The organism is Sphingobacterium sp. UBA1498 (genome assembly GCF_002325125.1).
Taxonomy (GTDB): domain Bacteria; phylum Bacteroidota; class Bacteroidia; order Sphingobacteriales; family Sphingobacteriaceae; genus Sphingobacterium.
Genome location: NZ_DCRG01000019.1, coordinates 89,966 through 103,472 on the forward strand (window position 1 = coordinate 89,966; position 13,507 = coordinate 103,472).

At 42.7% G+C, this 13,507-nt stretch carries 6 protein-coding genes; all 6 read right to left on the bottom strand.

Annotated features, from left to right (window positions below; all coding sequences use genetic code 11):
- Window positions 1-24: 24 nt before the first annotated feature.
- The 6 genes from B3139_RS10865 to B3139_RS10890 all read right to left on the bottom strand — a co-directional run bounded on the left by B3139_RS10865 (window position 25) and on the right by B3139_RS10890 (window position 13,431).
- Window positions 25-2,181: a hypothetical protein gene (locus B3139_RS10865; RefSeq protein WP_293882843.1), complete on the bottom strand. Its 2,157-nt coding sequence runs from the start codon at window positions 2,179-2,181 to the stop codon at window positions 25-27.
- 86 nt (window positions 2,182-2,267) lie between these two features.
- Entirely contained in the window at window positions 2,268-5,855 is a 3,588-nt protein-coding gene (locus B3139_RS10870; RefSeq protein WP_293882846.1) for a DUF4450 domain-containing protein, read from the bottom strand.
- 108 nt (window positions 5,856-5,963) lie between these two features.
- Entirely contained in the window at window positions 5,964-7,364 is a 1,401-nt protein-coding gene (locus tag B3139_RS10875) for a glycoside hydrolase family 28 protein (protein ID WP_293882849.1), read from the bottom strand.
- 132 nt (window positions 7,365-7,496) lie between these two features.
- Window positions 7,497-8,558, bottom strand: a complete 1,062-nt coding sequence (locus tag B3139_RS10880; RefSeq protein WP_293882851.1) for a glycoside hydrolase family protein — start codon at window positions 8,556-8,558, stop codon at window positions 7,497-7,499.
- Between the two features lie 189 nt (window positions 8,559-8,747).
- Window positions 8,748-10,253, bottom strand: a complete 1,506-nt coding sequence (locus tag B3139_RS10885) for a RagB/SusD family nutrient uptake outer membrane protein (RefSeq protein WP_293882854.1) — start codon at window positions 10,251-10,253, stop codon at window positions 8,748-8,750.
- A 4-nt stretch (window positions 10,254-10,257) separates the two neighbouring features.
- Window positions 10,258-13,431: a SusC/RagA family TonB-linked outer membrane protein gene (locus tag B3139_RS10890; RefSeq protein WP_293882857.1), complete on the bottom strand. Its 3,174-nt coding sequence runs from the start codon at window positions 13,429-13,431 to the stop codon at window positions 10,258-10,260.
- Between the last annotated feature and the right edge of the window lie 76 nt (window positions 13,432-13,507).

The following is a 13,507-nucleotide window of genomic DNA, read 5'->3' on the forward strand; positions in this document are numbered from 1 at the left end:
CGTTCTTATTTTCTATATCATCTATTAAGGCATTTTTTTAAATCCTTCTTTTTTTATAACCCATGAACCATCTTTTGGAAATCCAGGAAGATCACCTATAGACGCATCCCAACCTTCAAGCATCATCGCAACGGTTGTTAACACACCGCCATTGCCGGGCAGATAGATTCTGAGCCGTCCATCTTGGTAATTATGACCATTTTTGAGATAGGTATTGGTTTGGACATTCATAAATAGTGCATCAAGTGCTTTATTGGGAAGATTTAGACGAGCAGCATTCATGGCCGTCATCGGGAAATCCCATCCCCAGGTTTTTTCCCAATGCCATTTCTTCCAAATGACATCCAGCGTATTTTTCATCACATCTTTATTGAGCTTCGCGGATTCAGGAACCATGCCCAATGCACCGAGTACCGCAGGATGGTCTGTCATCCATCGATCGTAAGTATAAGAATCGGGCGCAGTTTCCGTGGCCAGGTAGCAGTTGTCTTTCATTGGTAAGGGAGCTAATTTGTCAATAACTTCATCCCATTTTGCCACCCTCGGTTCTCCCAGACGCTCCTTCCATTGTTGGGCGATACGCAGCGCCCAATCCCAATAAGCAACCTCATAAGTCGGGTTCATTGTTTCGGAAGCTTTGAATACTTCTTGCGCCGGAATAACTCCCTTTCCGATATTATAGCGACCTGTTACTCGATCATAATGGGCAAAGTCAGCCATAAAATCAGCCGTTGCAAATACCAAGTCCTTGTATTTTTTCAAGACATCCAGGTTCTTTTTGTCACGGTACGCCAATTCGGTCATGTAAATGATATGAGGCTGTTGCCAGACTAAAAAAGCAGCTACAGATGAGGGACTTTCATGGCCATCGTTGTCAGACATTTTAATCCATCGAACGCCTTGATAGCCTTGCCGCTCGGCCAGTGCCCTGGCCTTTTTAAACGTCCTAAAATAATAGTCTAATGTTTTTTCCATCATGTCTGATCGTCCCCATAATGCAAAATGCACAGCATGCCACCAATGCATTTCCGTGTGTGGTTTTCCATACCAACTATTAAAAGTGAGGCCAGTTTCTTGGGGCGGATTGCTTCCGCCACATTGTACTTTTGTCAGGTATTGAGAGAGTACAACTCTTCTTTCCAATTCATTGGCTCTTGGGTCTGTGCTGCCTGCAAAGTCTACCGCAGCACCACTTTCCCAAAAACGCTTCCAGGTATCGGTACTTTCGGCAGCAGCTTCCGTAAACCCATACCCACATTCGTCATCGTTGTTTGTTTCTGCAAACGCAAATGAAAAATCAAACTCTCCCAGTGTACTAGCGGGTTGGTACACAAAGTAATGTGAAGCCTTATTTTTTAGGGTTCCTTGGGAGTAATTCAGTTTTGTAACATAACTTGTGCCCTGCAACTGATGATTTATCACTGCACCATTTGACGATTGATTGATAATGGTGGTTTGATGATTATTCGCCTGATTATAATTAGTCCCTTCATCCAAAAATTTCCCGCTGGGATACGGATACTGTATAAATATTTTAAGCCTTTGCTGTGCGATTAATGGAGAAACAACATGTACAGCAATACGGTCACTTCCTTGATATGCGGCCGTTTTTACGGCAATAGGCTCTCCCTCTATGCGAAATTCACTGGTAATAATACCGGTCCAGAGATTTAATTCCTGCCGAATGCCTTCAATATCCTTGACCGTAGCCCGTTGGCCATTTTTTAGATACAGCTCCAAACCCACGTTCCCTAATTGCAGGCGATGTTTGTTTTCTCTAAAATAGTTTACTGCACCGGCATTACGCGCTGGCTCCTTCAGCTGCACACTATATTTTGCACTCCGGCCTTCGTTGTTAAAGTCGTAAGATTGTAAGGTTTCCTCAAATTTATAGTTCTTAGTATTTGGAAAGGCGTCCCAACCCCACTCAGACTGCGTTCCTAAAGAAACTCCGTTTTTGTAATAGATCGGAAAAGATTGCATCCCTGTAGCATCGACCGTATAGGCAAAGGTACCATTCCCCACGGTTAGCGATGCTAAAGTATCCATAACATGATTGGAGACGTTATGCCTTTTAACGACATTTTCTCGATTAATTTTAGTCCCTTGCTGAGCTAACACCAACATAGGATTTAAGGCACTTATAAGGAAAGTGAAAATAATACTAAACTTCTTTTTCATCTATATTGTATTTTTAGATATACGCTACCCCAGTGCACGATTTCTACTAGAAATTTCGGCGTACATTTTAATATTTCTTAATTTATCTATTGGATTAAAGTGAGACTTATCAGACCGATGACCGCATCGTTTGCTACAGCAATAAGCTCTACGGATTGGAGCGTCTTTTTTACGTTTAACGGTAAATCCAATAAGGTAGCCGCTCCGCCTTCAATGGCTCTGCTGCTATATCCTTTGATATCGGTGTAATGCTTCCAGGTGCCTCCTTTATACAGCTCGCCCGATTTTAAACTGATTCGATAAGGAATACGATCATCAGGGAGATCAAAAGCATGGTTGTCGTCTAAATAGTCCTGTTCGATTGGCCACCAGTTTACGGGGTTGATCAGATCAAGGGTATCTGCAGTTCCGTCGCTATATTTCACCTTAATCGTAGCGTTGACACACTGTGACTGCATGGGATTTGTAGAACCGGAGACCAGAAGATACATTTTGCTGGCCTGGCCCGCTAAAGGTATTTTGACGCTTGTCGGATAATTATCCCACTGGCTGACAAAGACAACATTTTTGGAATTGTTATTTAGCTGAAACGGAATACCTAGGTATGTTAGATCCTTCTGCTCGGCTTTTTTCATGATTCCGCTGTCATCAATATTCGCCGTCGTCAATGGATAGCACCAATTGCCTATCCCTTGCCAAGGGAGTTGCAACGTCGGACCTTCTGGTCGCGGCGAAAGATATTGCTGTTGAAATATATCTGTCAAACGGGCATTGTAATAATTTGATAAATTTTGTTTCAAAAAACTCGGTTTATCCTTAATCGTCCAATCGGTATAATCTATTTTTTGAAGATATGTCTTCCCACGCAGATAAAAGTTGTTTGTTCCTTTCGAAAAGATACTACTTGGAAGCTGCAGTTCTTTTGCTTCATTAGATTTTAAATTTAAGGGAGCCTGGAAACTGTTATGCTCAATTTTGAGGTCCTGCGGGTGAACGGAACGATTTTCTACGATTAACCCATAACCTGCACCCTTTTTTACAATCGTTGCTTTCAATGGTGGTAATAACCGAATATCAACGGCTTGCCACCAAATCATCTCTCCCTGCTGAAGCTTCACAAAAAAGGTCCCTAACCGCTCTTGCTGTACGAAAGAAAATTTTTGCCCTATGCTGTTTACAATGAGACCTTGAGGATCGAAGCTTTCCAACAGTTGGGTATTAGCAGCTAAGGGGACTGACCAATGATCGGTGAATGCTTGCTCTACATTTCTGGTTTCTATTCTTTCGAGTTGACCATCACCGATGATCGAAATATCGAAATCTTTGTCAGGGTCAGATTCAATCACGACATATGGCCTATTAATAGCTGAAGATTTTAGCGACCACTTGGCTTCCTTTCCATTGACCTTCACGGCACGTACCGCTGTAAAATCTACTGGAACTTCCAACGTAAGTTTTACTGGCATTGCATAACGCGTGTTAATTTGAAATGTAATAGTGGTGTTATCTTTTTTATAAGCGTAACTCCATTGCGGCAATTCGATCCGCGCATGATTCCATGTCGATGGGAAACCAGGTTTAATAAACAATTGTTTGTCCAATAGACGCGGATGCACGCCAAATAATCCTTCGACTAAGGTACGAGATGCCACACCAATAGGGTCGGCAAAATCACGGTATAATTCGCCTCTAAATGCATCGTAATGGGAAAGCTGCTGAAAGTTGGCTGGACTGATCCCATGGTACATACTTTCCATGAGGTTACTTTTCCAGAGCTGATAAGCATCATCTGCCCGACCAGATTGCCAATAGGCCAATGCTGTCTGTAGATTCTCTGCCAAAGCAACATTATTGATCGACCAAGTGTAGGGCTGCCATGTCGTCGTGGGCAAAGTATACAGGTGCTGTTGCACTTGTCCGTTGACATGAATAGGAATCTTTGGCAAATAATTAGTTACATATTGCAGGTTTTGATAGCTTTCAAAATCATCCAGTATAGCAGCATCTGCAGCGTGATAAATGGTCCATAAACCCGGATTTTCGTGTACAAGCTGATTGCCAAGCGCATCCTGAAATTCTGCGAAATATCCCTTTTCTTTTAGCCAAAGTCGGTTTTTTAATGCCTGTTGAATCTTATTAGCTTCCTGTTGATAGGGATTTGCATCTTCACCGATAACCTTTGCGAGTTTGGCCATCATCTGATACGCACGATACATATAAGCGGTCGTATGCGTGACAGCCCCACCAGAATATTGCAATCCATCGCTGGCCCAGATCGCACAATAGGCATCGTACAGGCCATCATTGTCACGATCAAAATTGCGCTTTTCCCAATTGAGATGCCGGGTCAGGATAGGCCACATCTCTTTGATATAAGCGACATCCCCGGTATAATTAAAATGTGACAATAGTTGATCGATAAAGACCAAGTTCATATCGTAGTGATGGGGGACAGAATTGTTATTGGGATTGCGGGAAATATAGCCACTGGAAAACATGGAGGTGCCCATTTTCTCCAAATGTCGTGCGAGGTGTAATGCGGTATCCATCACTACGGGGCCGGAGCTTGGTTCCATTACCTGCGAATTGGCGTAGCTCGAAAAGTGTTCTTTCGCCCTATCGTGCCAGCCCAACACATCTGCTGTATAAGCTCCCCGCCAGGCATTCAATCGCATACGCCATGCCACAGCACCATGCAGAAAAGTAGGCGATTCCCAAATACCGTCAGCAGCTACCGACAATGCTGCACCCAAATTATTGATAAAGCGATCCGGTGTATTTATTTTGACCCGACCGGCTAAGGAAGCTCTTTTCTGTTCTGCTTGTTCAAAGATCTTCGCTATGGAGCTTTCAGAAAATTCCGTGGCCGAAAGCTTACCCTTAGCGATTTGAATATAATGTGTTTTTTCAGTCAGATCATATTCTCCCACAAGAATAGGGCTGCCCCTATTTTCCAGGTTCGCCAGATTGGAAAGATCATCCAAAACCTTAGCATCTGACACGCGCAGCTTTGAGAGATCGGAAAAACTACCTTGCATAAACTGCGGCTCATTTTTACTGTTTTGATACCTGAGCTCAAAACTATATTTATGTAGTCTATAGTGGTTACGCTCACAATACGCTGGAAGAAGGTAAAACCCTGATTCAGGATCAGCGCCTATGTCGCCATTTCTACTGAATGTTTGTCCGCTCGCTCCCCCATAGATAGCATACAGCTGTACATCAGATTTAACGTTTTTCGGCTGTAGTTTTACGATCATCCCCTCAGCATTGGCCTGCGCCAGGACAGTAATATCAATATAACCCTTTCCTAATAAAGCATCTTGAATACGATAGTGCATCGCTCCAGGTCGATACCTTGTCTCTATGTGATCGGCATCAATCATTTTTTTTCGCAGTTGCTTGTTGCCTAACACAAATTGCAGATTACCGCCCATTCCTGGCATGTATAACGCGAATTCGGGTAGATCTCCTGCTTCAACGCGGGATGCGAGGTTATTACCATAAAGCGCGCGATTAAATCGATATCGCCCATTGACCAGCAGGAAGTCACCCTGATCTTCGGTATAATGTAACGTGCGGTCATTATCTTGCCAATGCTTGGATTGAGCAAGAGTTTTCTGTAAAAATACGGCAATCGAAAAGCAACAAAAAATCAAACACTTTCGTATCATATCAATAATTATTTCATGCATTAGCGATGCTGAGCTTTCTTTTTTAATGAAAAACATGCTACTTCATGGCCAATGGACTTTAAATTTTCTCGTGACGGATAGGTTATGCTAATCGAAAGACCTGATTTCCTTCCCATTAACAATGACATTCTTTAGTGTTACATGCTTTAGGTAATCCACTTTATAGGCTTCTTTTACACCTTCAATTTTACAATTCACCATTGTAAAACCAGTGACAGGTGACGATTCATAAGCCGTGGAGAGCACAGCATACTTGCCGCCACCTTTTACCTGAAGGTTTTCGACCCAGATATTCCGAATCGTCGGAATATGTTTTCCGGGCTTTTCATAAAACATATTAAAACGCACAGCAGCTTCTTTATACTGTCCCACCTGTGTGTTATAAAAAAACACATTTTCGATAGTACCGCCTCTACTTGAACTGGTCTTTATCCGAAGGGCACGATCTAGATTTGGACTATCCATGACATTGTTCAGCGCGTAAATATTTTTAGCTCCGCCGGCAATCTCGCTACCGATAACGACACCGCCATGTCCATCTTTCATTTCACAATTTTCGATGATATGATTCTCCGCAGGTCGACCAATATTGCGGCCATCTTCGTCTCGTCCAGACTTAATGGCAATACAATCATCGCCGGTATCAAAATAGCAATTCCTGATCCATACATTTTTACTTGCTTCGGGATCACAGCCATCATTATTAGGTCCATGACTCACCACTTTCACTCCTTCAATCAACACATTCTCACATAGGACAGGATTGAGATTCCACATCGGAGAATTAATTAACTTCACGTCAGCAATCCAGACATTTTTGCATAGATAAGGTTGTACAAAATTGGGCCGGAGAAAATTTCCGTCGCCAAATACCCTTTTGTGCGGATTGATCTCTTCGGCCATCTGCTGATGCAAAATTGCACGTGCAGGCTTTTGTTCGCCAGGGCGGCCTTCATGCCAACCATATTTTCTCGCACCGCACCAATACCACCAATGATCATTGTCGGCATTTCCATCCAACAATCCTTTTCCCGTAATGGCAATGTTTTCTTCTTTATACGCATAGATGAATGGGGAAAAATTGACACATTCCATACCTTCCCAACGTGTGAATACCATTGGGTAATCTGCGCTATCTCTACTGAACAGTATCGTTGCGCCTTCACTAACGTGAAGATTGACATTGCTTTTCAAATAAATAGCACCGGTCAAGTATACCCCTTTAGGAACCACCACCCGTCCTCCACCTTGCTTATTGCACGTTTCAATTGCTTCTTTAAAAGCTGCTGTATTTTTTGTCTTTCCATCTCCAAGTGCCCCAAAATCGGTGATGGAATAATCTTTATTTCTAAATGAGGGGGCCACAATAATCTTTTTAAGCTGTTCAATTTCTTTTAGGGGCTGCTGGGCACTGCTCCAGGTCGCCTGTTGCGCTTGACCTGCTGCGCAGGCAAAAATTGCGAGGAGCATACTAAGAATCTTTTTCATTGACTTATAATTGTTTCTGGTTATACTTAAATATATGAGTGGGCACCTCCAGCCCACTGGCATCGATGTTTAAGATACAAGGGCACCATTGTGCTGTTACTTACTCAAAGTCTACAAAACGATGGTATATCTTCACAGGATCTCAAAAACGTATGTTGTTGAAGTACCGGCGGCACCACCCTGTGTGGCTCCAAAAAGGAAACGCAGTTCATCTGTTTTTTTATCCATCAGGATCATAGGTCTTTCAAGTCTGCCAAAGCGCTTCAAGTTTGCGGGTGGCGGCGGCTCCTGAATATATGTTGATAAATTTAAATAGGCTACTTGCGGTTCAGACCATTTAACGCCATCCGATGATTTTAAGATCAATCCATATTCGTGATTGTAAAACCCCATATCCCTAGCTAACAAACAATACTGTTCATCCTGTTTCCATACAAAAGCATCTTCAAGCTGCGCATTATGAGGACGATCAGAAAAATCAATTACCGGATGTTCGGATACTTTCATATAGGGTCCCAATGGATGTTCAGCTTTGGCCAATCCATACTTTCGATTTCCTCGAACAGGACCTTTATCCTGTACGTATTCAGCGGTATTCCAAGATTTATAATACAGCCAAAATTTACCATCGTTACCTTTTAGAAATGCTGGGTTTGTGGTACAATGATCATCCCATGCACCTTCCGCTCCGGGCAACAAAATGGGATTATCGCTCCGTTTCCATGGTCCATCCAAGCTTGTAGAAGTTGCCACACCGATCCTCTTCGTATCTGTTTTTCCATTGGAGTTTCCCATATAAAAAAGATAATAGGTATCCGCTATCTTTTTTATCAGAGGATTATGGCAGGTTGTACTATCCCAAAATCCTTCCCGAGGTTGTAGAACAACATCCTTATGTTGGAATGTTTCATAGGGAGAATCAGCAACTGCGTGCCCTATCTCAGAACCTTTGATCCAGCCTCCCATCCCTTTTTCCTTTCGCCAACGTGAATAAAAAAGATGAACCTTACCATCATCCCCCCAGATCGGAGATGAGCACCAAATAAAATAATCCTGTAATTGTAAAGAGCGACCAATCGGTTTCAATGTGAAATAGGACGACGCTATTCCGCCTTTTCGCCCCGATGTAGCTAGAGGGAGCAACGTTGATATCCACAAAAATGCATTTGATTTTAAGAAGAATCTTCTATCCATTTAACACTTCCTTCCCGTGATTTACAATTTGGTTTAATTAGACTCGCAGTGATCGGCGAATCAAGCTGTAAGATAAGAAAACTAGCGAAGGGACCTATCCTGCGCTATCCTGTAACCGAATGCATTTTTACAAAAAAAACCTACCCGTTCAGAACGGGTAGGTTAGGTTGAGTTTGATTATAAAAATTATTAATAGCCTGGATTCTGTGTATATAAGCCCGGACTATTGTCTAGTTCGGATTGTGGCACTGGATAGAGCACATAATTGACTTGGAAATCTGACATCTGCTTTGCGACATCCTCTTTCGTGATCCAAGCCTTCATGACAGATTCCACATTACCGCTGCGGACAAGATCAAACCAACGCAGCCCTTCACCAACAAATTCCCGTCTCCTTTCGTCCATCAGCTGCGATTTAGTGACATTGGTCAGCTCACTTGTCAATCCAGCGCGCTTTCGGATTTGATTGACTACCGCATCTACATCCGTTTGAATAGCCCCAGGGGCGCCATTCAATATACACTCCGCCTTTAGCAACAATAAATCACTATAGCGAAATACAATATAATTAATCGGCCAATCCATTCGATTTGCAGGCACTTTAGTAACATCCACAAATTTCTTAATAAAAGATCTTGTTTCAGCAACATTGCCATAGGTATATCCTTGCTGAATACTGAATGTTCTCCGACTATCGCTTGCATCATACGATTGAAGCAAGTCATCCGATACTGGCCTAATCGTGAGGCCTCCTTGCGTGGCCAGACCGAGTGAATTGAACCAATTGTCAGGCACAAGTACCCAAGGAAATGTAGCCCCAACAACGGGATTAGCACCGCTAGAATATTCAATATTAAAAACCACTTCCTTGTTGCGCTCATTACCATAATCAAAAATGCTATTATAGCTGGTCAGCAAACTAAATTCATTGCTATTGATTACCTCGTTGAACTGCTCCACGGCTTTCGCCCATTCATTGCTGTTTAAACCGGCACCTTCAATACCCAAAGTGGGCCCTGACCGCGTCATGTAAACCAATCCCAGCAACATTTTTGCAGCATATTTATTGACACGACCTTTATCAACAGCCGCATAGGCGCTGGGGGCTGGAAGGGCATTAATAGCCTTATTTAAATCTTCAATAATTAAGGCATATAGCTCCTCCACGTTGCTCCGCCCAATATTCTTAGCTTGACTGGCAGAGACCACCTTGTCAATCAGCGGTACTTTCCCGAAGTATCGAATCAAATCAAAATAAAAAAATGCACGCATAAATCGAGCTTCGCCTTCCATTCTATTGCGAAGATTCGCATCCGAGATGGCTGTAGCTCCATTCGCCTCAAGTTGTTCTAAATAATTGTTTACACGAAAGATACCGTTGAAATTTGTTTGCCAAGCTTCTATTACATAGGGGTTACTGGCAATTGTTTTATGAAAACTATTGATCCCTTCCCAATCTCGTACCCCACCATCAGAAACGGCGTATAAATTGTCAGATCGTGTCTCCGAAAGATTCATTAAGCGGTCTGGATATCCTCGTGTACTATTATATATGGCATTCAATCCTTGAACAAAATCATTCGTAGTCTTAAAGTACGTATCTGATGTTGCGTTCGAAATGGGCTGCTGGTCCAGATCCATTTTGCAAGATCCCAATAGACCCGCTATCAACAAAAATATACTCAATTTTTTCATTGTTTTAGAAATTTACGTTTAAACCAAATGTTATCGTTTTCGGAATTGCCAAGCCTCCATAATCACCTGCCTCGGGATAATCAGCACTCCCACTTAAATTTGTATTGGCAGATTCTGGATTCACACCGCCGTCATATTTGTCCTTTCCCCAAAGATTCTCCAATGTCACGAATAAACGGACTAAACTAAGTTTGGACTGACTTCCCAATTTCAGGTCTTTTACATTATAACCAAGAGTGACGTTGCGTAGGCGCCAATAATCCGAGGAATACAGCCAATCTGTATTTTTAATCCGCCCAAACGTTGAATAAGCTTTTCCAACACGGCCTTCTCCAGGCTCCTCTTCTGAACGCCATCTATTCCGATAAAAACCAAGTGCATTGTCCGATGATCCTTGGCCCGTACGTCCCAATGCCCTTCCTAATAAGGAATAGATATGACCTCCATTCTGGCCTTGGAACATAAAACTCAGGTCAAAATTTTTATATTTAAAGTTGTTGGTTATCCCCCACACATAGCTAGGGTTTGGAGGCCCCACAATCACACGGTCATTCGCATCAATCACACCATCCCCGTTGGAGTCCACATACCTTGGATCGCCTGCCTTTTGGCTACCATACAATGCCGCCCCAGCATCAATATCCGCCTGACTTAATATGCCATCTTGTTTCACGACATAAATACTATACATCGGCTCACCAATCCGCAAAAGGCTATGTTGGATATCAAACGAAGATGGAATTAAAATTTCTTTTTGCTCCCCATCAAGTTTTGTTACCTTATTGGAATTATGACTGATGTTGAAAGAGGTAGACCATGAAAAATCCGATTTTCTGATCTGATGGGAAGTGAACTCAAAATCCCATCCTCGACTTTTCACTTCACCAGCATTATCCAAGTAGGAAGAAAACCCTGTCGCCAGCATGGAAGGGACATTTAATAATAAATCACTGCTTTTGCGCGTATACAAGTCAAACGATCCTGTAAGGCGGGAACCGAAAAGGCCAAAATCCAATCCAATATCATAAGTTCGTGATTTTTCCCATTTGAGATCCGGATTAATGATATTGCTTGGCGCCTGTCCCGAAGCAGATAAGCCATTTAACGAATAATTATAAAATCCCAATAAAGCAATACTGCTGTAATCACCTATATTGTTATTCCCAGATTCACCATAACTTCCGCGTAATTTCAGCTCATTAATAAAGGTGATTGGTTTCATAAAATTCTCCTCTGACAGACGCCAGCCCATGGATAACGATGGGAACCAACCCCATTTGGTATTGGATCCAAAACGCGATGAGCCGTCCCGACGAATACTTCCGGACAGTAAATACTTACCATCATAGGCATATTGGACACGCCCAAAATAAGAGAGCAAGACACTTTGTGTTGCACCTGTTGAAGCCACTGTAGCAACTGCGCCGTTCAACGTTGTTATAGAACTATTGGTATAACCGCCCTGCGAGGTGATGGAAGAAGTTTCAAGTTTATCAAAATTATAAGCTTGTCCCAACAGCGCAGTAACATCATGCTTGTCAATATTGAGGTGATAATTTAAGGTGTTTTCGTTCACAAAGGTCTGCTTTCGGTAAACACTATTGGATCCGTAGGTCGCTTGATTCGGATTATTGGTTCGGTTAGCCAAAGTTCCTCCAACTGTGTAAGGCTGAAATCTATTGCTCCGGCTATCGGTTTGATCCAAATTGACCGTAGTCTTAAAATTGAAGTTATCAAGAATATTGTATTGTCCATAAACTGTTCCCAGTAAACGTGAAATTTTGTTTTCCCCGATATAATAATTCAATTTAGCAATGGGATCATTTGTTGAAGTGCTCCAAGGATATTTTTCATTGTCAAAAACGTTTACTGTTCCTGCAGTATGATCCTGAACCGGTGACATCGAATAAATCTGATGCATGATATTATCCTTTCCTTCCACCCCGGGGTCATTTCCTATCGAATAAGTAGGTGCTAGGTTTAAACCGAATGCGAATTTCTTATTCGGTTTCACTTCAACGTTAGCCCTGGCAGTATAGTTTTTATAATCCAATCCTTTCACAATACCCTGCTGATTGAGATAATTCCCAGAGACATAATAATTGACAAATTCTGTCGCTCCCGACGCTGCAACCTGGTAATTTTGAATCACTCCTTTTCGATACGCTTCGTCCTGCCAGTTAATGAGGTGAAGCCCGGGATGTCCAGGCTCCAGCCAGCGGTCATCATACATATAAGATGTATTATATGTCCCGTCGGCGAGCCCCAATATTTTCCGCCGTTCGGCATTGCTTTGGTTTGCCAGCCTTCCTGTACCCGAAGCTTCCCACTGCGCGTTGATCATCTCCACGGCTCTATCTATCCATTCCTCACCATTCAACATATCCAATTTCTTATAAGCCTCGGAAATACCAATGTATGAATTGAGACTCAGTTTGGCCTGACCGCTCTTTCCACGCTTTGTGGTGATCAGGACAACGCCGTTTGCTGCCCGGGATCCGTAAATAGCAGCCGCAGATGCATCTTTTAAAACCTCTACAGATTCAATATCATTGGGGTTCATATTGTCCAAAGGATTTCCCGAGGCATAGTTTCCGGAGCCATTTTGCGAGGCCGTTGACAATGGGAAACCATCAATGACATACAAGGGCTCACTACCAGCAGTAATAGACCCCGCCCCCCTGACCTGTACACTTAACCCCTTTCCGGGAACACCCGTAGATTGCTTGACCCGTACGCCAGACATCTGCCCGATCAAGGCCTGATCAACGCGAGCAATAGGCCGTTCATCGAGATTTTCAGCGTTAAATTTTGAAACGGGTGCAATAAGATTAGTCCGCTTTTGCGTTCCATAGCCAATGACAACGACTTCGTCAAGAGCTTCTTGCTTGGACATCATGTCTACCTGCAAAAAAGAGCGGTTGGATACGATTAAGGTTTTAGATAGGTATTCTATCGAAGTGAAGGTAACTTTATCCCCCGGCTTGGCCACGATACCAAATTCACCATTTTTATTCGTCGTTCCACTACCTTTGCCGTTCACACGGATAGTCACTCCGCTAATAGGCTGACTTTTATCGTCAACAACTTTTCCTTTCAGCAGTTCTTGAGCATACAATACCTGAGTCAATGCCAACTGGATCATTACCACGGTACCATATCGTAAGCTATTTTTCATGGGTTGAAGTTTAAATTGTTACTTGTGATTTATATTGGTAACAGGAAGTTATAGCATCCCTTTAAACTAACTATCC